The following is a 26617-nucleotide window of genomic DNA, read 5'->3' on the forward strand; positions in this document are numbered from 1 at the left end:
ATAGAGGGCTATGAAAACACCAAACGTTAAAACGCGTTTAAGCGTCTTTGATCACTGATTTCACGCTTAAAAATAAGCTTGATGGAACGAGGATCTAACAATCGGTGTAACCCGGGATGTGTGGGGCATAAGCCGCCCGGCAGGCGGCTTAACCGTATCATTTAATAGACAAATCCTTTCTGTTATCGATTGTCTGCCGATGTTCATCTAAAAATGGCTTTTCAGCGGCATCTAAACGATCCATGCCGCTGGTAAACCGATGCCAGTAAGGATATTGCGGAGCAGGACGGGTCACTTGTTCAATTTTCTGCCGCTGTTCATCGCTTAAAACCAGATCGACGGCAGCCAAATTGTCGCGCAAATGCGCTTCAGTGCGGTTGCCAATGAGTAATGACGTGATGCCTGGACGGGTAGCGAGCCAGGCCAGACAAACTTGCGCTACTGAGGCATCAAGTTCTGAACCGACTTCAGCCAGCACATCAATCACGTTATAGGCGTGTTCCATATCGTGCACATAGGGTTCCGGCCAGCCATTACCTTGACGTGACGATTCAGGCGTTTTGACATTACGGCGCACCGTTCCGGTTAACAAACCTTCACCAAGTGGGCCCCAGACCAGCGTGCCAATATCTTGATCCCGTGCCATCGGCAGCAGTTCATATTCTGCTTCACGCGATTCAGGCGTGTAATAAATTTGCTGGCTGATGGGTTTGAGAAGGTTATATTTTTCAGCGCAACCCAGCGTCTTCATCATTTGCCATGCCGTGTAGTTTGAGGTGCCGAAATAACGGATTTTCCCGCTTTTTACTAAATCCTCTAACGCTCTAAGCGTTTCTTCAACGGGCGTAACACCATCCCAATTGTGGATTTGATATAAATCGATGTGATCGGTTTTCAACCGGCGCAGGCTCGCTTCACAGGCTCTGATTAAATGATAACGGCTCGCACCGCTGTGGTTAGGATCGTCGCCCAGCGGACTGCGCGCTTTAGATGTAAGAATAACGCTGTCGCGCTTATCGCCCAACGCATCACCCACAACCTGTTCTGCGCCGCCCATTGAGTAAAGATCAGCGGTATCGATCATATTCACGCCATAATCCAGCGCAATGTCGATAAACCGGCGCGCTTCTTTTGCATCAACGTTACCGGTTTTTTCAAACCCGGCTTTACCTGCGAATGGCACCGTGCCCAAGGCGAACTGCGAGACCAGTAATCCTGAATGACCTAGCTTGTTGTACTGCATATTTCATTCTCCCTTTCTGGTTAATTAAGCGGTTTGGCACAGAGGGCAAGCATCTTCTTGTGATAAACGTTTTGTTATAAATGTGATGGAAGGAAAGGGTAGAAAGCATCTGTGATTGTTGCAAATGCCCAAAGCACATTAACGCAAGCCGTTGAATCATCTCATCGCGGTGCATTACGTTGTGTACACGTCTCTATAAGTGGAAAGTCGCTAAATTTTTCAGCGCCCGGCTACGGGTTTGTTAGACTTATATTGTTATTTTTAAGGGATGTATAAGAGGATGAGTAATGAAATTAGGCTTCGTATGTAAATATATCAATTCAGATTTAAAACAACTTTTTCCTCTGAAAGGTACTACGCGCACCCGGTTTTTAAGCCTGAATGAAGCGCAAAGAGAAAGCGTATTAGCCGATCTGGCAACGTTGAATTTAACCCATCTTCGCTCAACTCTGGAACAGTTAGCTTTATTACCTGAAGCACTGAGGATGATGAGAATTGGCAGCGATTTATTGCCGTTATATACCGTTCCTGAAGCAAAAAAGCCTTATGCGAATTTATTACCCGATTTATACCCACTGTTTTTAGCCTGCGGCAACGTTGCCAAAAAAAATAATATCAGGCTCTCATTTCATCCAGGGCAATATACCGTATTAGCCTCAGACAATCCGGCCGTGGTCGAGCGCGCTATCGACGATGTGGAGTATCATACAACTTGCGCTAAATTAATGGGTTATGGTCAAGAATTTCAGGATTTCAAAATCAATATCCATATGAATGGCAAGCTTGGATTCAGCGGTTTTAAGGCATCATTTTTGAAGCTCAGTACCGAAGCCCAGCGTATGTTAACCGTGGAGAATGACGAGATTTCATGTTCACTTGATGATGTGTTACAAGCCAAAGATCTCTGCCCAATCGTGCTGGATATTCATCATCACTGGGTTAAAGAAAATGAATTTATTAAACCTGATGACCCTCGCATCGCAGTAATCAAAGCATCGTGGCGAGGCGTAAGGCCCGTTCTACATTACTCAATTTCCCAAGAGGGATTAATTCCTGAGCAAGGCTTTCCTGATCAAAACGTTTTAGGTCTCTCTAAATCGAAGTTAAGGGCGCATTCTGATTTCTATTTTAATGAAACATTAAATGACTGGGCGTTATCTTTCAAAGATTTCGATATTATGTGTGAAGTTAAAATGAAAAACTTAGCCAGAGATCCGTTATATAAGCGTTTACTTGCCAATCTTGATTACTGATGGGCTAGCATGCTGTGCGGCTCCTACGCTGCTCCTGTTTGTCGCCGTTGTTTTTCTCTGTCAGTGGGTTGGCTTCTCATTACCCTTGGCGGCTTGCTGAGCGATAACGTCATACGCCTGCTATGCCTTCTGCTCAGCCAGAGTCTATAAAGACATAATCCCCTCTGACAAATCAGCCTTGGCGCTCCTCGTCAGGCTTTAGGAGGCATTATGAGTATAGTGGTGATTACGGGCGGAACGGCGGGCGTGGGTAGAGCAACAGCCGAACGCTTTGCCCAAGCGGGTTTTGATGTGGCGGTAATTGCCCGCAGTGAAGCGGGTCTGGCAGAGACCGTGAAAAACGTAGAGAAGTACGCTGTCCGAGCGCTCGGTATCAGCGCAGATGTCGCAGATGCCCGCCAGGTTACGCAAGCAGCAGATCGTATTAATGCTGAACTCGGCCCACCTGATGTGTGGATTAACTGCGCCATGTGTACGGTTCTGGCACCTTTTGATGCCTTCAGCGATGACGAATATCGCCGCGTGACAGACGTGACTTATCTGGGCAGTGTCAATGGAACCCGAGAAGCGTTGCGACTCATGAAGCCGCGCAATAAAGGGATCATTATCCAGGTAGGTTCTGCCTTGGCGTATCGTTCAATACCGCTCCAGTCTGCTTACTGCGCTGCAAAAGCCGCTATTCGCGGATTCACCGATTCACTGCGTTGTGAGCTTATTCATGAGAAAAGCGCGGTCAGGCTGACAATGGTGCAGTTGCCGGGAATAAATACGCCGCAGTTTGACTGGGCGCGCAACAAACTGGATCGTCCGCTTCGGCCTGTTGCGCCGGTTTATCAACCTGAGGTGGCTGCCAACGCTATTTTTAACGCCTCACAGCGCAACGTGCGTGAAGTTTGGGTAGGTAAAACCAGCTTTCAGTCCATTGTGGGCCATTTTCTCTTTCCTGACTTTCTCGACAAGATGATGGCAAAACAGGCTTGGGAAGGGCAGAAAGAGTCAGCGCCCATCACGACACCGAAACCGGACTACCTGGATAAGCCAGTGGAAGGTTTACATCAGGCGCACGGACGTTTTGATCAGGAAGCAAAAGAGAAGGCGATAACGGTGGATGCCCGATTACCCGGCAACATCGTGCTCACGGTAGCCGGGCTGGCGCTGCTGGCGTTGTGCAAACGTTACGGAAAAGCACGTTAATGTATGGGCACTGTCGGCGTTTTCCGGCATTGCCCAGCAGATTTACCTGGCGCTTTTTTAACCGTGAACCCGCGATAACCATAACCGCTGAGATCATCTTCTCACGGGTATTTTTTAAAGCCGGAAAGCGATTATTCGCTTCCGGCCAACTATTCCGTGAGTTCTTCAGCGCCCGCTTTGCTGATCTCCACCTTCAGCGGCTTCTCGCTGAAATCTGTCAGTAACAACACTGCGCCGTCGTGATCTTCTGAGCAAAGGGCATAAGGCACGGTGACTTTCTGCCAAGACTCTCTGTATTCTTTTTTCGTACCGATTTTTGTCAGTCAGCGGCTGATTGACGCGGTGAAACTGTCGCAAAACGTAGGCATAAACTGTTTCGGTATTATTTTCTATGGGTGTCAGAGTGTAACTTTATGTGAATTTACAGCTGTAAAGACTCGCTCTATGCGTGGCGCTAAACCCGCATAATATAAGTAAAACTTATCGCTGCCGCTTTGTTTATAAATGTACATGCTAATGTGCCCTGTACAAATATGCCTAAAAATCCCCTGAAATATATTTGCAAGCCTGGCATCCTTCTCTACTATTAATCCTGCAACACGAAGAAAACGTTCAGCGTAATTAGCATTATGCTGTTTGCCATTAAATTAATGACAATATGTTCAGGAGGAATTTATGGCCGAACATCGTGGTGGTTCAGGTAATTTTGCGGAAAACCCTGGTAAAGCATCTGAAGCCGGTAAAAAAGGCGGACAGAACAGCGGCGGTAATTTCGCAAATGATCGTGAGAAGGCTTCTGAGGCTGGTAAAAAAGGCGGCCAAAGCAGTCATGGTGGCGGACGTAAGTCTGAATAAAAGGGCGATTAGCTTCTTTTAGCCACAGGCCCCGGCACGTTCAGTGTCGGGGCCATGTTTTTTTTAGTACGCTATTTTTAATAAAATTACCCGCATTGTCAGTCGTGGAATTAATTTAAATATCGTAGTGCTCATTTATTTTTAAAGAATAGCTCCTTGATTTTTCCGTCTAAATTGCAATTTTTTCCATTTAAATTTCATAATGCGATTAAGTTTAATAGATATATATTTAGCGCATTAACGCAAGGCTAAATAAGTCAGTCTGTTTTGGTAAACACAACAGAATCTTCAACATCCGCCCAATCCTCTGCATACAGGTGATTTTTTTGCTTTATGCATCCGCTTACGGTTCACTAATAACCCCATTCGCTTTTGTAGATTATCGAACTCTTATAGCGCCACCCGATTTCGCCCATGGTGTTTGGCGCGGTAAAGGGCAGCATCTGCATGGGTGAGAAGCTGTTGCACATCTTTCTCTTTTCCACTTGCCGTGATCGTGGCACAACCGGCACTGATAGTGACGATACCTGCTGGAACGTCAGTTGTTTGGTGAGAAATCGAGAGGCTACGGACCGCTTCAACAGCGCGCATAGCCACGCGTAAAGCATCTTTTTGCTGAGTGTTCGGCAGAATAATTGCAAACTCCTCACCGCCATAACGCGCCACTAAATCAGCGCTGCGATGGGGCATTTTACTCAGCGTATCACCCAAACGCCGTAGGCATTCATCGCCATTAGTATGACCATACGTGTCGTTGTAACGCTTAAAATAATCAACATCGATCATCAGCAACGAAACGGGTTCCCCGTTTACAGCTGAGCGCATTAGGCTCTCGTGCAGATAGAGATCAAACTGCCTGCGGTTAGCCAGTCCAGTTAGCCCATCAATCATTGCCATCGATTTTAAGCTGTTGTTCACGATCGTTAATTCATCACGCAGTTGAGTCAGCTCAGCTTGATAACGCAGATTCATGCGCGCCTGGCGCAGAATGAAAAAAATCATGATCAGGATGCCTGCCAGTAGCGCCAGGTTTAACGTGACATCCTGCACCCGGCTTTTCATCCACTGTTTTATCAGGCTCTGTTTGTCATAACCGGCGGCGACCACCAGCGGATAACGCTCAGGGCGTGCAAATCCAAAGATGCGTTTTTTTCCATCCAGCGCTGCACTCCATTGCCCGCTACCGCGATCAGACTTCATCAACATTTCGCGAAACAGACAACTTGAAGACAGGTTTTTTCCTATGTAACTGTCTGGCATTGGGCGGGCGTAAAGCACCGTGCTATCAGCAAGCATCAAGACCAAAACATCGCTGTTGCCCATCTCATAATAGCCGTAATAATGTCGGAAATAATCCACCTTTATTGTGGCTAACAGCACGCCGCCAAACCCACCACCCGCACTGGTCACCCGCATGGAAACCGGTATAACGAGCTCGCCAGTACTGCGGCTGCGAATAACCGGCCCGATATGTACACTGTTGCGCGGATTGTTACGGTGATAGACAAAATAGTCGCGATCGGAGTTATTAATGCCGACCGGCACCGGTTGCGCCGAGGTAGCAATCCACTTACCGCTGGCATCATAAAAAAACAGGCCATGCAGCTGGGGCAGGCGGCTCTTAAGATCTCGCATGGTTAAACTCAGCCTGGAACCCTGGGCACCCGCGGCGATGTTACTCTGAAGATCGCGTTGCAATTCTCTAAGCGTAATTTCTGTTTGCAAGAAAGTATCTTCCGCCTGGCGCGCCTGAGAAAGTGAAAGGTTGATGGCTGTATCCTCAGCGTTGCGAATCATTCGTTGCCAGGATTGACTGAGTGACCAGGCATTAATGGTCAGCACGGCAACGATCAGCAGGCCGCCAAAAATCCAAATGCTTCTGACCAGCGGGGAACGAGCAATGCGTTCTGCCTCCGGTTGCGCGCTGGGCTTCTGTGTAAAAACGTTTCTTATCTCCATGCATAAAGTAAAGCACAGTTAATTATTCCCTGATGATGAGGTAACACGGGTAAACCAAGGCTATTTGGCTGTTTGTTACAAACATCGCGCTTGTTAACGTCACGCATTTAAGAGGGAAAACGGGTTGAATGTGTCACTATATAGTGACATTATGATGAATAACGCATTATTGTCACTATATGGTGACATTTTGAGGGCTTATGCTGCCGGGTTTGAAAGCGATAGGAATGAAGTGCCGTGAAAAACGCAAAGCAAAAGGGTGGACGCAATCCGCTGCGGCTTTGCGTGCTGGCATTCAAAGAACGGTAATTTCAGAAATTGAGAACGGTGCCTACACCGGCTCGCTGAAATCCTTGACCCTTTATCTGACGGCGGTGGAACTGATATTAACCGTTCAGTCTTCAGGTTTACCGCAGTTGGATGAACTTGAGGCGCTCTTTGACGATGACTGACCTCAAACAGCTTTCACAACCTGTACGTCATATCGATGTGTATAACGGCGGTGAATACAGCGGCAAGCTCATCCACGAACACGGCAGTTACAATTTCACCTATGCTGACACCCGTCGGCGGCGCGTGTCGCTGACCATGCAGCCCGACAACAAAATGAGTTACAACGCCAGTCGGCTGTTCAACATCTTTGAAATGAATATCCCGGAAGGCTACGTTCGCTATCATATTGCTGAACGTCTACGCCGCTACGTGGGAAACATTTCAGACATGCTGTTTCTTGCTTTGCAGCAGGATACGGGCATCGGTGCACTCTCATACGTGAGCAATATTGATTTGCCCACGCCAGCGCCAGAAAAGCTTGAAGAGCTGCTGAAATGGGATCACAAAGAGAGCGCATTCGAATATCTACTGAATAAATATCTGCTCAACACCTCTATTTCCGGTGTACAACCCAAAGTGATGATCAGCACGGAAAGCCGAGGCGCAGTGCTTTATCCCAATTTGATCGCGAAAACCGGCGATGAAGAGTATCCACGGCTGGCAGAAAATGAATTTATCTGCATGTCGTTGGCCAAAACCTGTGGATTACCGGTTGCGCCGTTTTGGCTGTCCGATAATAAAGAGCTGTTTATCATGGAGCGTTTCGATATCGCGGGCGATAAGCGTTTAGCGATGGAAGATTTCTGCGTCCTGGCGGGGAAAACCTCTGATCATAAGTACGCCGGCTCTTATGAAACCGGCGCCAAAATTGTCGCTCTTTTTACACGCGATCAGTCTCAGGTTGAGCTTTATTGGCGCTACGTTTTGTTCAGCTGCATGGTGGGCAACGGCGATGCGCATCTCAAGAATTTCTCACTGTTATATTCCGCAAACGGTGAGCCGACCCCAACACTTTCGCCGCTTTATGATGTGGTTAACACGTTTATCTATCCTACCAACGATAAAGAAATGGCGCTGAAAATGAATAAAAGCAAGCTATTCCCAGACCGGGATAGCCTGATCAAATTTGGTCGCGAACTTAAAATCGTTAAACCTGCCAGCGTATTGGAAGAGTTCGCTGATTTGATTAGCGATCAGTTGGCAAACCCAGATCTGTTTGGCGAGTTTCCTGAGTTGCAGGCGGCGATCAGCCGTTCTTTAACCAAGGCGGGCGCAACCAATAACCTCTTTTTAAAAACGGATGTGAAACGGCCTAAAAAACGTAAAACAGATTCTCTGCTGTAGCCTTTACTCGCATGTTCACCGCCTTCATCACGCCGCCAAACCCGCTTTTTGCGGCTTCAAACGATGCCGCGCCGTATCAGTGGTACTAAGCGGGGCGGATCTACAAACCGGCAGCATGGGCCATGATGGGACGTCAAACTCTCTGGAAGTGCTGGACGAAACCTTTACGCTGTCAGAGCCGGAATCATCGAAGACCGTAAAAAAGATAAATTATCTGCACAATTAAAGAGTTGAGCACTGTCCATAGTAAGATAGTCCCGCTGTGGGATTTTATTGTTGCAGATATCCCACAGCGGGACTACTATACCCGCATGAACATTATTGCACTCGCACCATTAAAGGATTTTTGGACGGTTCATCCTGATTCAGAACAACCGTTACGCGCCTGGGTAGATGAAGTTAAAAAGGCCGACTGGCAAACCCCGGTAGATATAAAGGCGCAGTATGGAACGGCGAGCATATTAAAAAACAGCCGTGTTGTATTTAACATAAAAGGAAACGACTATCGTTTAATTGTTTCCGTTGCTTATGCTCATAAAAGGTTGTTTGTTAAGTTTATCGGTACGCATAAAGAATACGACAGGATAGACGCCAATACAGTTACACTGGAGCCCTGACATGAATATTAAACCGATTAAAACCGAGCAGGATTATAAAGAGGCGCTCCGCATTGTGGAGCCTATGTTTGATAATGAGCCTGTGCTGGGCTCACCTGAAAGCGATCTCTTTGAAGTAATGTGTCTGCTTATTGAAAACTATGAGTCAAAGCATTACCCAATTGCGCCACCTGACCCGATTGAGGCTATTAAATTCCGTATGGATCAGATGGGACTGACTGCAAAAGATTTGGCTCCGGCAATTGGTCGGCAGAATCGCGTCTATGAAGTGCTTAACCGTAAACGCGAGCTCACGCTGCCAATGATTCGTAATCTGCACAAGCAGTTCCATATTCCGTTAGAGAGCCTTGTTGGCTGAATCAGCAGGCAATGACAGAAAACCGGCTAACGCAGCCGGTTTTTTTATGCCTGTTGTCTGGTAAGTACCTGGCGCAATGAGGATGAGGAAACATCATGGCAGCCCGGCACTCAAACAGCACGCACGTTGACGGGCTTTTTTTTACCGTCACTACGCGAAAGTTTGCAGGGCCGAGTGCTGCAAACTTCTCACAATTCACGTAGCGACGCCATCAGCGAAACTGCAAACGCGGCAGGGAAGGTGCGAATCGAAATTTATTTATAGTTATACAGGAGAGTCTTTTTTCTTTGGAAGAACTACCCAAGGCACGGGGGTTATCGAAACACAGATGCGTAAGCTGTATGTCATTTTTTATGCGGTCTGAAGCGGGCGTTCGGTATCGTGAAGTGATATAGAAAAATACTGACATAGCGCTGGCTTACCGTTATGGCGTGTAAACCAGCCAGAAGAGTTAATCCAGCGCTAAGTAGAAGACTGAAGAGAATAGTGTGCGTGTAAACCCAAGATTGGCGAAGTTCCTCATTATCCTATTTAACATAATATACATTATGCGTACTTTAGCTTATGGCGGCTAAATTCAGATGTCCGCGTTTGGCTATATCGATATGTCAGCTTTACCGCTCTTTTTCAGGCTAACCATTTTGACGCTGCTACGCGAAAGTTACGCCGGTTTCGGCCTGCACTTGCCGCAGAAAAGCTCAGCAAGCGTCACTTTTTGGCCGAAACAGAAACACTGCGCACTTGCCGAAAATATCCTTTAAAAGGCAAACATCTTCGCCAGAACATGCTTACCGCTTTTGATTTTTTGTCGGAGGTGGAATTTCGCTTTGAGCAGATAGTAGGAAAAGTCCCTCTCTATCTCCTTGATGTTGAAACGACTCTCCAGCGCCAAGCGATCTTCTGCCACTCTGCGTCGGGTGAACTTCTTACCGGATAAATCGATGATACGCAGCCCGTGTTCAGAAAGGATAAAGTTGCCTTTATGGGCGTCACCAGAAATGAGTTTATGTTGATGCAATAACGCCATGTTATGCACAAGGTCCTGTTTGATTACCTCAGGAATGACATCAAACTCATTCAGCACCGTGCCGGGAATGTATTCATTCAACATAATGTAGAGATCGGTATAAGGACCCTGTTTGCGCTGCGCTAACAGGTAAACGTCATTTTGAAAACGCATGCCTCTTGACCAGAGCTCGTCGTTGAGTTGAATCAGACTTAAAAAGTAATCCTTTCTGAAAAAGGATTTAAGCACCCTTTCGATTTTTTTACCGTTGGGCTTGAATACTTTCAATATATATAATTGTTCCTGGTGCTGGACCAGCATGACCTTGGTATTGTCCTTGTTGCGGAACACTTTACGTATCGGAAGACGTAAATGAACAAAATCCTCCAGGATCTCGTTATACGGAACACGACTCTCTTTGAAGCACAGCGTAAGATTATTATATTTAGTTTTGTGCAGCATAATTAGCCTACGGCCAGAGTGAAAAAATGGATAATTCCGTTAGGTATAGACCCGATCTGCGCCCTTCGCGACTCTGCGGCGACGGAAAAGCCATACAATCGTAATAGCGGTAAAAATATCGCCATAAATACCTCCTGCAATATCTGCCAGGCCGCTGACCTTAACGGGTAAGCACCTGCAAAAAGGCAGACAATAAAAGTAGGAATTATCGACATATAGCTATAACAATCTTGTTAGAAAATGCTTAAAAGTAATAAAATCTCACCTTTATTACAGAGTGATAATAACGTTAATCAATCACTTAAGTCTCATGATTCTATTATGCGAAAATTTTCGAGCAGATTATTTACGCGCATGTCTAAACCTTCAGTAAATAACATTCAGATTCATTGAAAATAGCACGTTGGGCGTATCTTTATTACGCCTTATCCGTTAAGAAGCAGATTAATCTGTTTAACTTTGCTTGACCCAATAGCCTGTATTATATGGAAATCATTTTATGCCTGTGGCCAACACGTTGGCTTCTTCGTTATATACCCCCTTCTCTTTTTAACCACTGACGTCCGCTGCAGCGGGTTCATTTCAACGCCCACTCTTTCCAGCAACGCTTCACCTGCTCTGCTGATAACAAGGCCACTTTTGGCGTCGTTAATTCATCAAATATCGCCCGGTGATGCGCTCTATTCTTCGGGGTGGTGAAAAGCAGATATTTCAACATGTCGCTATTAATGCGATCGCGCTGATGTTCTGCCAGCACGCCACCTATTCGTTCACGCTGGAAGACGGTACGTCGGAAATAACGCATGAGCATCAAGGGTAAACTGATATCCAGTAAAATTACGCCTGTTGCGCGATCCATTCTTTCCTTCAGGCAGCTGGAGTAATTACCCTCAATAATCCAACACTCTTGATCGATAGCCGCCCGATGCAGGTCTAAAAAATGCGATTTAGGTCGCGCCTGCCAATGCGTGCCAGGTAAATGATAAAGCTGATCAAGGTGTATTGCGGGATAAGATGTTTTATGAGAAATCGCATTGGCCAGCGTCGATTTCCCACTGTTAGATGGCCCTATAATAGCGACTCGTGGTCCAAGAAAAGATAAAGATTTAATGTCACTGCTCATCGTTAACGCCTGTTAGTCATAATGTAAATGCGACCTGCTCATTACTTAACGCGAACCAGTGCGCGAGTTTTATCCAACAAAAAAGGACGCAGATAACCTACCGTATTAGAAAGTAAAATTACCTCATCTGAAACCTTAATATTTACTACCTCTTTCAAATAACGTTTGCGAATTTCCATCCTTTTCCATACTTCGGGGAATTGTGCCGCTAGCTGCTGTTGCAATGTAATGTCTGCCAGCCCAACCGTATCTTCTATGTTACTGCCGCCATAACCCGGCAAAGAGGGAATAATATCAATCTGCAATAGCATCCCGCTGGTTAATGGAATTGTGGAATCAGGATAGATTGGTGAGCAAAGCCACTCTTCATCCGCCACCAAATGCCCCGGGTTCAAATGCCAGTGATAACGCGCTTTTGGTAGAACATTCTCGACAATGGCATACATTTCTCCGCCCGTGATGCCTACCCGCAAACTCTCGAGCCAGGTCACCACGGCATGATAATAGGGCGTGGCTAACTGCGTCAGCCAGTCAGAAACCGCGTCGGGCAACGCGGTGTCGTCGGCAACCACATAGGCTGAGCGACTGGTGAGTCCACCTTTGAAGCCAACCGTCAGCGAGATCTTATCGCCCAGGCAGATGCGTTTATCCGAAGGATAAAGGTTGGCATGCGCAAAGCGATCCCCGCTGGCGGCAATCATAATAACGTTATTCGGTTGACCGTCGGCAGCCAGCAAATGGCCGATCTCTTTTTCGCTTTTGCCGAGTTCAATGCTGTCCAGCGCGCTAAGGACATTGGTTGAGGCCAAATTGGCGCCATATTCATAAAAAGCGATTTCATCTGCCCGGTTTATGCGGCGAACGCCATATTCAGGCGAGATAAATATCCCCGTTGCGTTAACAACACAATGTTGTCCCCCTACCGCCTTCTTAACCGCATCAAGAATAAATGCAGGAACATCAAACAGGCTGCTTCGCTGCTCAGCATTGCCGGTGAAAAGCTTCCACCCGACGACGCCCACTTTTTGCCCAGCGATTAAACCTGCGCTCGCGAGCAACGTCTCTAACGGCTGTTCATGTGTCATGGGTTGATTGGGCAGCGAAAAGATCGGCGCATGCAGAGGTAATCCTGCATTACGTGCATAAGGCACAAGTTTGAGGTTCTCATTACCTATGATGTAACTAATAGCAGCTTGATCACTGAGTACTAAAAGTGCCTCTTCAAAACGCGGAATAAACCCCGCCAGATACTCAAAATTGCCGCCATGTTCTTTATCTGCATAGATAACCAAGTGCGCCAGCCCGTGCTGCTTCATCATATTAACCACTTCAACCACGCGTTGCTTCAGGGTTTCATCAGATAAAACGGGGCCCGCGATATAACGGAAGCATTGCGGTGGCGAAAGCGTTTGTAGCGAATAGCGTGTATCCAAATCCATGACGTGCTCCTGAAGAGTTAAAGAGAGGTTTCTCTGTTAAAAGCAGAGGGAAATTTGCAGTAAGCGTGGCTAACTCGGCCAAACCCACAATATCGACACGTTGAATTCACCCTTTAATTGACGTATAAAAAGTGTCTCCGAGGGGTGTCCTGAAATGGGCTGAGATGGCGTAAGCCGAACCCTTTGAACCTGATCTGGGTCATGCCAGCGAAGGGACGGGTTGGCAATATTGCACTCAGCAAATGCCTGTTCTTACCTCAGTATGCCCGGATCTCCACTTATCACTGGAGGTCCCATGTCTCTCTCAATGTTCAATGATTGCTTATATGGCCGTCTTCGCCAGCAAGCGGGTCAACACTGGCACGATTATGTCTCGCACACTTTTGTGCAACAGCTCGCTGCGGGTACCCTGCCGCACGCCGCTTTTCAGCGTTACCTCACGCAAGATTATCTCTTCCTGCTGCATTTTGCCCGCGCTTACGCCTTGTTGGTCAGCAAACTCCACACGCTACCCGAAATGCGTGCGGCAACCACATCCCTCAACGCTATTGTCAGTGAGCTGCCCTTGCATCTCACGTATTGCGCGCAATGGGGATTGAGCGAAAGCGACATCGTCAACGACGCTGAAGCACCAGAAACGCTGAACTACACCCGCTACGTTTTGGATATTGGACATTCTGGTGATGCGCTGGATTTGCTGGCGGCATTGATGCCTTGTGTCGCAGGTTATGCCGAAATTGGGCTTGGTTTATTAAACAATCCCGCCACTGTGATGCGCAATAATCCCTATGCTGCTTGGATACAAAACTATGGCGATGAAAGCTATTTGGCTGGCGTGCAGGCTTCGCTGACGCTGTTTGAAAATATCGCACGCCAGCGCGGTGGTGAAAGCCGTTTTGATGCGCTAGCCAATATCTTCACCACTGCAACGCGCTTAGAGAGCGCATTTTGGCAAATGGGACTCAATGCCGGTAACACCTCAAACGCGTTGATTTCCGCATGCAGCCGCTAAGCGCCATTCCCGGTATTAAAGTGCGCGATCTCAGCTTAAAGTTCGGTGAGCAGATCATTTTTGACCGGCTGAATATGGATATCACCGGCGGCGAATTCGTGGCGCTTCTGGGTGCCAGCGGTGCAGGGAAAAGCAGCTTGTTACGCATTATTGCTGGCCTTGCGCCACCCACTTCTGGCTCGGTGACGGGCAGCGATAATCAACCCTTGGCGGGCCGCATAGCCTGGATGGGGCAAAAAGATCTGCTTTATCCGTGGTTATCGGTGATAGATAACGTGGCGCTGGGCGCGCGTTTGCGGGGCGAAAAAGTCGATCGCGATTGGGCAAGGCATTTGCTGGCGCGTGTAGGCTTGAGCCGCGAAGAAAAATCCCTGCCGGCCACCCTTTCCGGCGGTATGCGTCAGCGTGCTGCGCTGGCCCGTACCCTCTATGAACGGCAACCGATTGTATTGATGGATGAGCCGTTCTCCGCGCTGGATGCCATTACCCGCACGCAAATTCAAACCCTGGCGGCTGAATTACTGGCACAACATACCGTGCTGCTGATTACCCACGATCCCGCTGAAGCCTGCCGCTTGAGTCACCGTTTGTTGGTGCTTTCACCCTATCCTTTCGGCATTGATGACTCGCACAGCATTGCTGGATTACCGCCGCGTGCGCCCGACGATCTTGATTCGATGAGAAGTCAGGCTGAGCTGTTGCAACGACTGATCAAGGCGGCAGGATGAAACACAATCGTCTTGCACGCAGCAGGCGTGGGCTCAGCGTTTTTATCGGCCTGATTGGCGTTTGGTGGCTGGCAACAAAATGGGGTGACATCCCTGCTTTCTTGTTGCCCGCGCCGCGCGCCGTGTTGCTTGCCGCCTGGGATAATGCGCCGTTCCTGGCCTACCACTCGCTGATTACGCTGTCAGAAATTGCCAGCGGATTCGTCATCGGTGTCTTGCTCGGCTGTAGCCTGGCGCTGTGCATGATCTACTCGCCACGGCTGCAACGTTGGCTGATGCCGCTGGTATTGACCAGCCAGGCGATTCCGGTGTTTGCGCTGGCCCCGCTGCTGGTGCTGTGGTTTGGCTTTGGCATGAGCGCAAAAGTGGTGATGGCAGTGTTAGTGATCTTCTTTCCGGTCACATCTACGTTTTTCGACGGTATGCGCCGCGTCAATAACGACTACCTCGATTTAGCCCGCACCCTGCGCGCTTCGCCGTATGCCCAGTTACGTCACGTACGCCTGATGGCGGCCTTGCCTGCGTTTGGTTCAGGATTGCGCATGGCCGCCGCCGTGGCACCGATCGGCGCGATCATCGGCGAATGGGTCGGTTCGGCTGAAGGATTGGGCTACGTCATGCTGAATGCCAATGCTCGAATGCAGAGTGATATGTGCTTTGCCGCCCTGTTTATTTTGGTGCTGATGACGCTTCTGCTTTGGAGCGTGATTGATGCTTTGCTGAAACGTGTGATCAACTGGATACCTGACAACGATGAATAACCACAACCCCCAACGTAAAACCCTGTTTAAAATGCGCCTAACCGTCCTGATTGCCAGCGCCGTTTTAGCCACCAGCGCGAGCGCCAATGAAAAACTCACGCTCATGCTCGACTGGTACATCAATCCCGACCACGCGCCGATCATGGTGGCTGAGCAGATCGGCGCATTTAGCGCACAGGGGCTGGATGTGCAGATTATTCCCCCTTCCGATCCCGCTTTACCGCCCCGCCTCGTGGCAGCTAAACAGGCCGACTTAGCCATTACCTATCAGCCGCAAATCCATTTTTTTGCCGATCAGGGTTTGCCGCTGGTACGCGTAGGCACCTTAATTAACACGCCGCTTAACACCGTTATTTCGTTGGATAAAAGCATTAAGACGCCAGCCGATCTCAACGGTAAAACCGTGGGATATTCTGTGAGCGGCATCGAGCAGGCGACATTGGCCACCATGCTCAAACATGAAAATCTCAACGCAAACGCAGTCAAACTGATCAACGTAAACTTTCAGCTCACCAGCGCCCTGTTAACCGGAAAGGTGGATGCCGTGATTGGCGGCTACCGCAATATCGAAGCATTGGAGATGACATTGCAGGGTAAAGATCCGGTCGTGCTTAACGTCGAGGATTATGGCGTCCCGGCTTACGATGAATTAATTATTGTGGCTAACCGCGATGCCGTTGCCGAACCGAAGATCAAAAAGTTTCTTATCGCGCTGGAGAAAGGTACAGCCTATTTACGTGCGCACCCTGAAGAGAGCTGGAAGGTTTTTGCTCGTCAGCATCCTGAGTTAAATACCCCGTTGAATCATCAGGCGTGGATGAAGACGCTGCCGCTGTTTGCCACGGAGCCTGCGACGTTAGATAAACCGCGTTATCAGGCTTATGAGCAGTTTTTATTTGATAACAAGCTGATTAAGAAAATCACGCCAGTTGAACAATACGCGACAGAAATTAATTAACGTGTTGGGTTAGCCCTGTTGCGGGCTAACCCACTTCAGCGGTTAAAGGTTTTTGACCCTTACCACATCTGCCATCACCGACAAGGCGATCTCTGCCGGTGTTTTACTGCCAATCCTAATGCCCACGGGCGCCTGAATGCGCGTCAGCTCTTCTTCACTCAGTCCCCCGATCTCCACCAGCCGCTGTCGGCGTTTAGCGCTGTTTTTAACTGAACCCATCACACCGAGATAAAACGCAGGGGTATTAACCGCCTCCATCATGGTGAGTTCATCAATACGCGGATCGTGCGTCAGAGAAAGTATCGCCACCTTACTGCTGATTTCATGATTCTCCAGCCACTTAGCCGGATGCTGCGGCACAATAGTGACATGATATTCCGCGCCAAAATGGCGTTCTGTTTCAGCCAGCTGCTCGGGGCGATGTTCACAGACGGTGATCCTAAAACCGAGGATCAGCGCAAGCCGAATGCACTCAAACGCCACCACCGAATAACCGGCAATCAACAGTTGCGGCACCGCACCCACGGGGATCACGACCTGATTCTGCTGATGCGATAACGCGGGCAGTACATGCGCTGTAGAAACGATCTCCCACGCGGCGCGTTGCCCAAGCTGCACATTCTTTACCAGATGCTGTTTACCGATCAACGCGGTTTGCATGGCGGTAAGCAATGCATAACTCTCCGGGTCAGCGGGAAGATACTCGATCAACACATCCACACTGCCGCCGCACGGCAACGCCACATTGGGACGTAATCCCCCTTCGCCATAACGCACAATTTGGCTGCTATCACGATAGGCACCTGACGCCAGCTGTTGCAGAAAATCTTCCTCAATACAGCCGCCCGAAAGCGAGCCGCAATGTTCACCCTGAATGTTAATGGTCATCATGGTGCCGGGCGCACGCGGTGACGAGCCATACGTATGCAAAACGGTACAGAGCCACACCGGCTGCTGCAACTGATGCCAGCACAAAGCACAATCAATAACCCGTTGATCAAGCGTAATCATTCTGTTCTCCCGAGTTCAGGTTGACGGGATAATCGATATCGTTAAGGCATCCGGGATCGTGCAACGTAATTAAGGTGGCGGGATGCGCCGCCAGTATCGAACGCGCCCCTTCATCCTTGTGCAAATCCACCAGCTGGGGATAGAAAATTCGACTGAAGCCCACCGGATGACCGGCCTGAGCATTCACCAGCGGCCTGACTATGGATTCAGTCGCTAGCGCATGTATAACAGCCAAATAGCTGGATGTTTTTAGCCACGGCATATCACCGAGCGCGATAATCCAGCCGTCATAGTCCGCCGTTGCACGGACGCCTGCAGCAATCGACTCACCCAACCCCTGGCTCTGGCAATAGATGGGCTGACACCCGTTGAGCAGCGCGTGTATCGCCCGATCTTCTGGCTGGGTAACAACGTACACGTCGGCGCCCGTCGCCAGGGCGTGGCGCAGGGTATGCGATAACATGGGAAGCCCCTGAATCTCAGCCAACAGTTTTTGACCGCCGCCCTGCTCGCGAAAACGCCGCCCGAAGCCAGCAGCCATCACCAAAATTGCCACTTTCATTTATGCGTACCGAGGTAAAGGCCACAAACGAGGCGCAGGCAAAAGCCCTGCGCGCAGTATCCAATCAAATCAGTTTTTCCATGGTGATGGGCAATTCACGTACGCGCTTACCGGTTGCGTGGAACACCGCATTACTGATTGCCGCAGCCATGCCGACAATACCCAGTTCACCCACCGCTTTGCCGCCCATCGTTGTAGCCTTGTAATCTGGCTGACCGACATCAATCGTAGTGATTTCTGGCACATCTGCACTCACCGCCACCAAATAATCGGCGAGATTATTATTGATAACCCGACCATTACGCGGATCAAGGGTGCCTTCTTCCAACAACGCTTGCCCCAGTCCCATCACCATTCCCCCTATCCACTGGCTGCGTGCCAGCGCGGGGTTATAGAGCCTTCCGCTGTCAAAAGCACCGACCATACGCTTCACGCGTACTGTGCCAAAGTCTTCATCCACGCGAACTTCAACAAACAGCGCGCTCCAGCTATGTGCCGAAACATCTTCTGGGCGCGTAATGGTATTGAGTGCGCTGAGCATTTTGTCGCGCTCTTCAGCGGAGGCATTACCTTTAAAGGTATCAGCAGAAAGTGCAAGCGAAGGTAAACCCGCTAGTGACAGCAACTGTTCAAACGTCACTTTACGGTTGGGACGCATAGTCATCGCCACGCCGTTATCCATGACCACTAACTTGTCACGCGGTGTGCCAAACAACGGTGAATCAGGGGTTTCGATGGCCAGCGTGAACAGACGTTCACGTAACGCCAGCGCCGTTTTAAACACGGCCGCAGTGAGATTACCTGCCAACTGGGACCCGCCGGCCACGCCCGCTGTCGGCAGGCGCGAATCGCCCAGTTCAACCTGAATACGATCTTGAGGAATTTTCAGCACATCGGCTGCGGTCTGCGCCAGGATAGTGTAAGTGCCGGTCCCGATATCCGCCCCCGCGCTCTTCACCGTAAGGTGTCCATCCGGTTGCAGAACCAGAGTCGCTTCCGCCGGTTGCAGGTTCACTGGATAGGTTCCACTGGCCATTCCCCAGCCGATCAGCTCTCGCCCTTCGCGCATCGAACGCGGTTCCATACTGCGTTTACTCCAGCCGAATGCTTCAGCGCCCTTTTGATACGCCTCTTTCAGCTGGCGAGAACTCCAGGGTTTACCCTGTTGATAATCGTGATCGGCCCAGTTTTTTATGCGCAACGCCAGCGGATCCATATTCAGTGCATAGGCCATTTCATCCATGCTGACTTCCAGGCTAAACGCGCTGGGGTTTTCACCTGGCGCGCGCATCCATCCAGGCGTCACGGTGTTAATCGGGACAACGCGATGATGAGAGGTCACGTTCTCAATCGCATACATCCGCGCAGTGACACGGTTGGTGCCTTCGGCAAACACATCATCAAGGGACGTTTCGTTATAGCCATCATGGATAATGGCGGTGATTTTACCGTCGCGCGTTGCGCCCATCTCCAGAGATTGATGGGTAGACGCACGGCCGCCAAAACCGGTAAAGGTCTGCGGGCGCGTTAGCGCGACTTTCACCGGACGCTTCAGTTCACGTGAGGCCACGCAGGCGAGCGCAACGTGGGTGGCAGGCGACGCTTTTGACCCGAAACCCCCGCCAACATAAGGCGAGATAATCTCAACCTTGCTGATATCGATTCCCATCCATTCAGCAATGGCGGTACGCGCGCCCGCCACCCATTGGCTCGGTTCCCACACGGTCAGCTTGTCATCCTGCCAGTGCGCGATACAGGCGTGCGGTTCCATCGGCTGATTGTATTCACGCGGCGTAATAAATTTATTTTTAATTCGCACCTCGGCCTGTTCCATTGCCTGCTGCGCATTTCCCATGGTGATCGTCAGCGAATCCTGATCCTGCGGTTTAGCGCCTTTGTCTTCCGGGAAAATCAGCGCAGGCGTCTCGGCGTACGCCACTTTAATCAGGGAGGCGGCATGTGTTGCCTGCTCAAAGGTTTCTGCAACCACCAAGGCAATGTTCTGCCCGTTATGGATGATGCGATCGTTCTGAATCGGGAGATAGGTGGTTTGGGCAGCACCGCCCTCAGGAATCGACCTCGGTTTGTTAATTTTCAGGCTATTGAGGTGCGAATAAACGGCCAGTACGCCTTCTGCGCGGCGGGCCGCCTGTGTCTCCATTGCCGTTATGCGGCCGCTGGAGACAGTTGATTGTACTACCACGCCATACAGCACGTTTTCAACCTGATGTTCAGCGGCATACGTGGCGTGCCCGCTGACTTTTAACGTGCCATCTTTACGCTGTGGCGCAGCACCTAAACCCTGTTGAGGCGGCGTCTGTTCAGAAAGGGGCAGTTGATGTTGTTGTACGGCACGAACGCTTTTCACGTGGTGACCTCCTGCGGCCATCACCGATACAGCGGCAGTGGCCTTGAGCAAATTTCTGCGCGTTTTGTCAGTGTAATTTTTCATGAAGGCTTCCCTACCGCTAATAAGGCCCGACTGATGACGCGCGGAACCAGGACAATTTTGGCTTGGTTATGCGACAGCGCTTTGGCGTTAATCACCGCCAACTCGGATGCCTGACGGATCAGCACTTCACTGAAGGCTTTACCGCGCAACGCATCTTCCACTTCATAAGCACGCCAGGGTTTGGTGGCCACGCCGCCGATAGCAATGTGCACATCGTTAATGATGTCGCCTTGCATCTCAACGCCCACCGCCGCACTGGCCGCCGCAAATTCATAAGATGCGCGATCGCGCACTTTCAAATAGTGAGACTGCCGTAACGCGGCAGACAAAGGCACCTCTACACCGACGATCATCTCGTCGGCGGCAATATCATGTTCTTGATGTGGCGTGTCGCGTGGTAGCAGAAAGAACTTTTCAACCGGTACACGACGTTCCTGCTGTTGGCTATTGCGGAGGATCACCTGCGCCTGAAAAGCGGTTAACGCCACGGCCAAATCACCCGGATAAACCGCCACGCACGCTTCGCTGGCGCCTAAAATAGCGTGACCGCGATTGATTCCCTCAATTGCCGAGCAGCCCGATCCGGGTTGACGCTTGTTACACGCGGGGAACGTAGCGGGATCGCGGAAATAGCCGCAGCGCGTACGCTGCCGTAAATTGCCGCCAATGGTCGCCATATTACGGATTTGCGGTGAGGCTGCCTGCCAGAGGCTTTCATAGATAGCAGGTGCCAGACGTTGACACTCTTTATCTGCTGCCAGCTCGCTCATGCGAACCAGGGCGCCCACACGTAAAGTATCGTGACTGAAATTGATGTCGCGCAGCGTGGTTAAGCGGGAAATATCCACCAGCTGTGGCGGCGCTTCAACGTTGCATTTCATTAAGTCGAGCAGCGTGGTCCCCCCAGCTAAAAAACGTGAGGATTCAGCCACGTTGAGCTTAACGGCTTCGTCGGCGCTGGCGGGGGTTTTAAAGATAAACTCATTCATGATGCATCCCCTGACATTTCTGCTGCGGCCTGTTTTACCGCCTCAACAATGTGGGGGTACGCACCACAGCGGCAGAGATTGCCACTCATATATTCCCGAATTTCAGCGTCGCTACCTGCGTGTCCCTCTTTGATGCAGGCGACGGCAGACATGATTTGGCCCGGCGTGCAGTAACCGCATTGGAAGGCATCATTGGCCATAAAGCAGGATTGCACCGGATGCAGTTTGCCCTGTTTATCCGCCAGCCCTTCGATAGTGGTGACTTTCCCGCCTTGCGCTTGTGCCGCTAACGTCAAACAACTCAATACGCGCTGCCCGTTTACGTGCACAGTACAAGCACCACATTGACCCTGATCGCACCCCTTTTTGGTACCGGTTAATTGCAAATGCTCACGCAGCGCATCCAACAGCGTTACCCTTGGATCAATAGTCAGGTGTTGCGTCTCATTGTTGATCATCAACTGAATAGTTATTTTCTCAGACATTGCGATTACCTGGTCCAGTGAAGGGAAATGGCCATAAAGGTGTAAAACACCGACCGGCTAAAATTAAAAAATCCGACAAGCTTCTCGTCGCGTGCTTTTTACTGTGCAGCACAAAAACCACACCAAGGATGTGTAATAAAAATCCTAACAGAAATATTTCTAGCCATTATGCCTATTCATTTATGAGCCTATTTAGTTGAACTAATAAATGATTTAAGCGGGAGGTGATCGCACAGCGGGGTAATGGTCTTTACGGCGGTGGAGGGGCAGCTTTACAGAAGAGACGCTCGCTTTGCATCGAAGTGGCGCAAAGATGATGTCAATGAACACCGCAGGTGGGGTTAACGGCCTGCGGTGTCGAGGAGTCAGAGACCGGCAATGCGCCGTAAATCGGCTTCGGCGCCCGGTGCCACCGCTAAAACCTGCGCACCCTTAGTAATGCGTTCGCCTTCGGTATTAAACGGATGATACCAACCGCCCGCCTCTTTCACTAAACAGTAACCCGCCAGGCAATCCCAGGCGTGCATATAGGGTTCGTAATAGCCAACGACGCGTCCTGCCGCTACCCACGCCAGCATCAGCGCACCCGAACCGATGCGAATAAAATTGCCCCCCGCAGCCAGCAGAGACGCGAGGATTTCGCCAACTTTTTCCGGGCTGACATAGCTGTTCGCCCCAAAACCGGTGACATGATTTTGTAAGGTTCGCGTAGCATCAACCTGTAATGTGCGGCCATTCATCGTCGCGCCCTGGCCCAACGCCGCCACGTAACACTCCTGATAAAAAGGCGCGAAAATCACGCCGATCACCGGCACGCCTTCATGCAGTACCGCCACTGACACGCACCAGTTCGGCATGCCATTCAAAAATGGGCTGGTGCCATCGATCGGATCGACCACCCACGTATACGCCGAGCTTCCCGGCTGCAATCCATATTCTTCACCGAGGAATCCGTCGTCGGGAAACGTGTCCCGAATGCGGGCGGCGATCAGCTGTTCCACTTCGCGATCGGCAATTGACACCACATCCTGCAAATCATGCTTGGTTTCTATCACCAGCGTTTCGCGGCGATTGAAATAATCTAAGGCAACCGCGCCGCCGCTGCGCGCCACGGCTTCCGCTAACGCCAGACGTGCGGAAAGTTCACTGTTTTGCTGTTCCATAGGTTTTCCTTGAAGTTAACCGGTTAACGCGCGATCAGGGCCAAACCCTGCGGTTTAAAATCCACGGCAACGCGGGTCGATAACGCCAGCCGTTGCTCCATCATTGAATCGACGATAAACAGCGAACCCAGTTCGGTTTGCACTTCATATTCAATGTGATTGCCAAGCCAGGTGCTATGGGTAATTTCGCCTTTTAATGCGCCCGTACCTTCACCGCGTAACGTAATAAATTGCGGCCGCACCGCCAGCTGCGCAGCACCTTTCTGCGCGCCCTCTCCACGTATGCGATATTGCTGGCTACCAATCCTGACCAGCGCCTCGCTGCCTTCCAGCTGTTCGACTTCACAGGGCACAATGTTAGCTTCTCCCATAAAGTCAGCGATGAAGACTGAGCTGGGCGAGTGATAAAGCGTTTCCGGCGCGCCCTGCTGAGCAATATTCCCCTCTTTCATGACAATAATCTTGTCAGAGACCGCCAGCGCCTCTTCCTGATCGTGCGTCACATACACAGCGGTAAATCCCAGCCGCTGTTGCAGATCACGAATATCGGTACGTACTCGCCTTCTTAACCGTTCATCCAGGTTGGATAAGGGTTCATCCAGTAACAGCACCTGCGGCTCCAGCACCAACGCTCGCGCCACCGCGATACGCTGCTGTTGCCCACCGGATAACTCCGAGGGCAGCCGCTCTCCCTGATGCTCCAGCCCAACCAGCTTCAACCCTTCACGCGCCCGATCCTGCGCTTCCCGCTTGGTGAGCCCAGAGGAAAGCAGCCCGTACATGACATTGTCTAAGGCGTTCATATGCGGAAACAGCGCATAGGATTGAAACACCATCGCCACATCCCTTTCGTTGGCCGGCAACTGCGTAACATCTTTACCCCCAATCAAAATGCGGCCCGAGGTGGGATGCTCCAGCCCGGCCAGCAGCCGCAACGTGGTGGTTTTCCCACAGCCGGAAGGCCCCAGCAACGTGACCAGCGTACCCGGCTCAACCGTTAAGGAGAGATCGGGTAGCGCGGTGAATCCGGCGAAGCGTTTGGAGACATGTTCAAAAACAACCGATCCGGGTGAGATCATACGATTCGCTCCTGAGTTAATACCGAAGGGGGCGGCGTGGGAACGTCCACACTGCGGGTACTGCGACGTAAGCGGCGTTCGCCCACCAGCAGCTGAAACGCGCCGATAATGACTAACATCACCACAATCAACACGGATGAATAAGCAATGGCGACGCCATACTCACCGTTTTCAACCAGCCCGACGATGTAAGACGTCGCCATGTTGTATTGGGCGCTGACCAGAAAAATCACGGCACTGATGGAGGTGATGGCGCGCACGAAGGCATACACCAGCGCCGCGCTGATTGCCGGTTTGAGCAGCGGCAGCACCACTTTGCGTAAGGTGCGGAAACTGTTGGCACCCAGAGTTAATGAAGCTTCATCAAGACTTTTATCGAGCTGGCTCATGGCCGCAATGCCACCACGCACGCCGACCGGCATATTGCGGAAGACGAAGCAGGCAATCAGGATCATCGCGGTGCCGGTGATTTCCAGCGGCGGCAAGTTGTAGGCCATGACGTAGCTGACGCCGATAACGGTGCCGGGGATGGCGAAGCTCAACATCAACATGAATTCAAACGTCTGCCGCCCCGCAAATTTCTGCCGTACAATCAGCCAGGCGGTAAGCAGGCCAACAATGGCGGTGAGCGGCGCAGCAATCAAGGCGATCTCCAGCGTGGTCCAGAACGAGTTCCACGCCACGCCGCTCCATATCAGGCTGCCATCACTGACGCTGACGCTGAAGGCGTGAATATAGTGATCGAGGGTGAGATTATTATTGAGCCCCCAGGATTGCACGAACCCGCCGATCAGGATCATGCCGTAAATCACCAGAGTGAAAATGCCCCAAGGGATCACCAGGCCATACACGCTGTAACGTACCGGTGCGGGCAATTTACCGTGTGTGCCGCCATCACCTTTGCCGGTCACGGTGGCAAAGCTTTTGCCAGACAGCCACAGGCGCTGGATCAGGAATGCCGCCAGCGTGAAGCCCAGCAGAATCATCGCCAGTACCGCCGCGCGGCTCGGATCATTTTGTGCACCGACAACCGAGAAGAAAATCTCGGTTGAAAGCACGCCGTGACTGCCACCCAACACCATCGGATTACCAAAGTCCGCCATGCTTTCGATAAAGCTAATTAAGAAGGCATTTGCCAGACCCGGCGCCATCAGCGGCAGCGAAACCCGGCTGAAGGTGCGCCAACGATTAGCGCGTAAAGTTTGTGACGCTTCCTCCAGAGAAGGACTGACGCCCTCCACCACCCCAATCAGTACCAGAAAAGCAATAGGGGTAAAGGAGAGCACCTGCGCAATCCAGATACCGGTTAAGCCATATAACCAGCGGCCGGGTTCAATACCAAACAGCGTGGCGAGATGCGCAGTGACGACGCCCGAACGGCCAAATAACAGAATCAACGCCAGACCAATCACAAATGGCGGCGTGATGATGGGCAGAATGGTCAGCATGCGCAGCGCTTTTTTACACGGCAGCGGCGTACGCGTGGCTGCCAGCGCAAAGGCCAATCCCAGCAACGTGGATCCGCTGGCGGTCATCAGAGCCAGCCACAAGGTGCGCCAGGCGGTGCCGCAGGTGCCACCAGCCAGACATGACAAGCTCCAGATTGAGGGATCTTGCATATTGTTGATCAGGCCATCGGGTTTAAAGCTGCCGTCAATATCCTGCACCGAGGCCACAAACAGGCTCAGCACGGGATACAGCACAAAGGTCGTGACCAGCGCCACCAGCAAAACAATGGATGCCACGACAAATGCATCGCCCCGCAGCACGCCACGCTCAGCCAGCGCAAACGAGAAAATAAGCAAAAAAACGGTCAGCAGCAGCAGCGCGCCTGCGCCCATTGCGGGTTGGCCTTGCGCCAGCGGGCCAAGCAGATTTTCCAGCCAGATCCAGTTCCAGCCGCTGTAACCGATCGCGTGCCCCTCGACAACCAGATAAGCGACGCCGACTGCGCTCAGACCCAGCAACAGCAAACTTCGCGTCTGTCCTGAAGGCAACAGGCAACTGGCTCCGCAAAGTAAAAATAGCCCGGTTGCGATAGCCAGCCACGGATGTTCAAACGTAACAATCTGCCATAGCGCGGGCGCGCTGGCAGCATCGCCCCATAACGTCGTTAGCCAGCCGCCATCGAAAAAACCATTTTCAAGGCTATACCACGGCAGCAACGTCAGCGCGATAGCGCCCGCGATCAGTACGCCGCTTAAGCGGCGATTATACGCATTCATGAATTA

General features: G+C 50.8%; 24 protein-coding genes, 1 pseudogene and 1 riboswitch. Of the genes and pseudogenes, 11 read left to right on the forward strand and 14 right to left on the reverse strand.

Going from position 1 to position 26617, the window contains the following annotated elements; all coding sequences use genetic code 11:
• Window positions 1-157: 157 nt before the first annotated feature.
• A complete protein-coding gene (locus ACF2G4_RS05105) occupies window positions 158-1243 on the reverse strand; it encodes an aldo/keto reductase (protein WP_409075628.1) in 1086 nt (361 codons plus the stop codon).
• A 287-nt stretch (window positions 1244-1530) separates the two neighbouring features.
• On the opposite strand from ACF2G4_RS05105, the gene ACF2G4_RS05110 reads away from it, so the two are divergent.
• The 3 genes from ACF2G4_RS05110 (at window position 1531) to ACF2G4_RS05120 (ending at window position 4545) form a co-directional block, all read left to right on the forward strand.
• Window positions 1531-2496 carry a UV damage endonuclease UvsE gene (locus tag ACF2G4_RS05110; protein WP_409075629.1) on the forward strand — a complete coding sequence of 322 codons (966 nt, stop codon included), beginning with the start codon at window positions 1531-1533 and terminating at the stop codon, window positions 2494-2496.
• A gap of 210 nt (window positions 2497-2706) precedes the next feature.
• The gene (locus ACF2G4_RS05115; RefSeq protein WP_409075630.1) at window positions 2707-3690 is read left to right on the forward strand and encodes an SDR family oxidoreductase; all 984 of its coding nucleotides are present in this window, start codon (window positions 2707-2709) and stop codon (window positions 3688-3690) included.
• 675 nt (window positions 3691-4365) lie between these two features.
• Window positions 4366-4545 carry a general stress protein gene (locus tag ACF2G4_RS05120; protein ID WP_215846823.1) on the forward strand — a complete coding sequence of 60 codons (180 nt, stop codon included), beginning with the start codon at window positions 4366-4368 and terminating at the stop codon, window positions 4543-4545.
• A gap of 390 nt (window positions 4546-4935) precedes the next feature.
• Here the strand turns inward: ACF2G4_RS05120 and ACF2G4_RS05125 are convergent, their stop codons facing one another.
• Window positions 4936-6504, reverse strand: a complete 1569-nt coding sequence (locus ACF2G4_RS05125) for a diguanylate cyclase (RefSeq protein ID WP_409075631.1) — start codon at window positions 6502-6504, stop codon at window positions 4936-4938.
• A 200-nt stretch (window positions 6505-6704) separates the two neighbouring features.
• Here ACF2G4_RS05125 and ACF2G4_RS05130 point away from each other — a divergent pair, with 200 nt between their 5' ends.
• From ACF2G4_RS05130 to ACF2G4_RS05145, 4 genes are all read left to right on the forward strand, one after another.
• Entirely contained in the window at window positions 6705-6956 is a 252-nt protein-coding gene (locus tag ACF2G4_RS05130; RefSeq protein WP_215846822.1) for a helix-turn-helix domain-containing protein, read from the forward strand.
• Window positions 6949-8181 (forward strand): type II toxin-antitoxin system HipA family toxin, encoded by a 1233-nt coding sequence (locus ACF2G4_RS05135; RefSeq protein ID WP_243077942.1) that lies wholly within the window; start codon window positions 6949-6951, stop codon window positions 8179-8181. The genes ACF2G4_RS05130 and ACF2G4_RS05135 overlap by 8 nt, the downstream gene beginning before the upstream one ends.
• Window positions 8182-8492: 311 nt before the next feature.
• Complete coding sequence (locus ACF2G4_RS05140) at window positions 8493-8798, forward strand: type II toxin-antitoxin system HigB family toxin (RefSeq protein ID WP_409075632.1); 306 nt, start codon at window positions 8493-8495, stop codon at window positions 8796-8798.
• 1 nt (window position 8799) lies between these two features.
• Window positions 8800-9156, forward strand: coding sequence for a transcriptional regulator (locus tag ACF2G4_RS05145; RefSeq protein WP_224933197.1), 357 nt, complete (start codon window positions 8800-8802; stop codon window positions 9154-9156).
• Window positions 9157-9913: 757 nt separating this feature from the next.
• On the opposite strand, the gene ACF2G4_RS05150 is transcribed toward ACF2G4_RS05145, so the two are convergent.
• From ACF2G4_RS05150 to ACF2G4_RS05165, 4 genes and pseudogenes are all read right to left on the reverse strand, one after another.
• On the reverse strand, window positions 9914-10624 hold the full coding sequence (locus ACF2G4_RS05150) for a lipopolysaccharide core heptose(II) kinase RfaY (RefSeq protein ID WP_215846814.1): 711 nt from the start codon (window positions 10622-10624) through the stop codon (window positions 9914-9916).
• 577 nt (window positions 10625-11201) lie between these two features.
• Complete coding sequence (locus ACF2G4_RS05155; RefSeq protein ID WP_409075991.1) at window positions 11202-11483, reverse strand: DNA topology modulation protein FlaR; 282 nt, start codon at window positions 11481-11483, stop codon at window positions 11202-11204.
• Window positions 11484-11645: 162 nt separating this feature from the next.
• Window positions 11646-11747 (reverse strand): annotated as a pseudogene (locus ACF2G4_RS05160) (GTPase); the annotation flags it as partial.
• 41 nt (window positions 11748-11788) lie between these two features.
• The gene (locus ACF2G4_RS05165) at window positions 11789-13186 is read right to left on the reverse strand and encodes a M24 family metallopeptidase (protein ID WP_409075633.1); all 1398 of its coding nucleotides are present in this window, start codon (window positions 13184-13186) and stop codon (window positions 11789-11791) included.
• A 130-nt stretch (window positions 13187-13316) separates the two neighbouring features.
• Window positions 13317-13419, forward strand: a riboswitch (TPP riboswitch).
• A 62-nt stretch (window positions 13420-13481) separates the two neighbouring features.
• Here ACF2G4_RS05165 and tenA point away from each other — a divergent pair.
• Genes tenA through ACF2G4_RS05185 form a run of 4 tightly spaced genes read left to right on the forward strand, consistent with a single transcriptional unit; the run spans window position 13482 to window position 16645 of the window.
• Window positions 13482-14198 (forward strand): thiaminase II, encoded by a 717-nt coding sequence (tenA, locus tag ACF2G4_RS05170; RefSeq protein WP_409075634.1) that lies wholly within the window; start codon window positions 13482-13484, stop codon window positions 14196-14198.
• Entirely contained in the window at window positions 14186-14926 is a 741-nt protein-coding gene (locus tag ACF2G4_RS05175) for an ABC transporter ATP-binding protein (protein ID WP_409075635.1), read from the forward strand. The genes tenA and ACF2G4_RS05175 overlap by 13 nt, the downstream gene beginning before the upstream one ends.
• Window positions 14923-15687: an ABC transporter permease gene (locus ACF2G4_RS05180; RefSeq protein ID WP_409075636.1), complete on the forward strand. Its 765-nt coding sequence runs from the start codon at window positions 14923-14925 to the stop codon at window positions 15685-15687. Before ACF2G4_RS05175 ends, ACF2G4_RS05180 begins: the two co-directional genes overlap by 4 nt.
• Before the next feature lie 31 nt (window positions 15688-15718).
• The gene (locus tag ACF2G4_RS05185) at window positions 15719-16645 is read left to right on the forward strand and encodes an ABC transporter substrate-binding protein (RefSeq protein WP_409075947.1); all 927 of its coding nucleotides are present in this window, start codon (window positions 15719-15721) and stop codon (window positions 16643-16645) included.
• Window positions 16646-16687: 42 nt separating this feature from the next.
• On the opposite strand, the gene ACF2G4_RS05190 is transcribed toward ACF2G4_RS05185, so the two are convergent.
• From ACF2G4_RS05190 to ACF2G4_RS05225, 8 genes are all read right to left on the reverse strand, one after another.
• Window positions 16688-17656 carry an XdhC family protein gene (locus ACF2G4_RS05190; protein ID WP_332628000.1) on the reverse strand — a complete coding sequence of 323 codons (969 nt, stop codon included), beginning with the start codon at window positions 17654-17656 and terminating at the stop codon, window positions 16688-16690.
• A complete protein-coding gene (locus tag ACF2G4_RS05195; RefSeq protein ID WP_409075637.1) occupies window positions 17643-18218 on the reverse strand; it encodes an NTP transferase domain-containing protein in 576 nt (191 codons plus the stop codon). The genes ACF2G4_RS05190 and ACF2G4_RS05195 overlap by 14 nt, the downstream gene beginning before the upstream one ends.
• 64 nt (window positions 18219-18282) lie before the next feature.
• The gene (locus ACF2G4_RS05200) at window positions 18283-20670 is read right to left on the reverse strand and encodes a xanthine dehydrogenase family protein molybdopterin-binding subunit (protein ID WP_409075638.1); all 2388 of its coding nucleotides are present in this window, start codon (window positions 20668-20670) and stop codon (window positions 18283-18285) included.
• A complete protein-coding gene (locus tag ACF2G4_RS05205) occupies window positions 20667-21659 on the reverse strand; it encodes a xanthine dehydrogenase family protein subunit M (protein ID WP_332628006.1) in 993 nt (330 codons plus the stop codon). The genes ACF2G4_RS05200 and ACF2G4_RS05205 overlap by 4 nt, the downstream gene beginning before the upstream one ends.
• A complete protein-coding gene (locus ACF2G4_RS05210; RefSeq protein ID WP_409075639.1) occupies window positions 21656-22144 on the reverse strand; it encodes a (2Fe-2S)-binding protein in 489 nt (162 codons plus the stop codon). The genes ACF2G4_RS05205 and ACF2G4_RS05210 overlap by 4 nt, the downstream gene beginning before the upstream one ends.
• Window positions 22145-22509: 365 nt before the next feature.
• Window positions 22510-23307: an inositol monophosphatase family protein gene (locus ACF2G4_RS05215; protein WP_409075640.1), complete on the reverse strand. Its 798-nt coding sequence runs from the start codon at window positions 23305-23307 to the stop codon at window positions 22510-22512.
• Window positions 23308-23330: 23 nt separating this feature from the next.
• Window positions 23331-24386, reverse strand: coding sequence for an ABC transporter ATP-binding protein (locus tag ACF2G4_RS05220; RefSeq protein WP_243077925.1), 1056 nt, complete (start codon window positions 24384-24386; stop codon window positions 23331-23333).
• Complete coding sequence (locus ACF2G4_RS05225; protein WP_332628014.1) at window positions 24383-26611, reverse strand: iron ABC transporter permease; 2229 nt, start codon at window positions 26609-26611, stop codon at window positions 24383-24385. Before ACF2G4_RS05225 ends, ACF2G4_RS05220 begins: the two co-directional genes overlap by 4 nt.
• Window positions 26612-26617: the final 6 nt, after the last annotated feature.

Source organism: Pantoea phytostimulans, assembly GCF_046118715.1.
GTDB lineage: Bacteria > Pseudomonadota > Gammaproteobacteria > Enterobacterales > Enterobacteriaceae > Pantoea > Pantoea phytostimulans.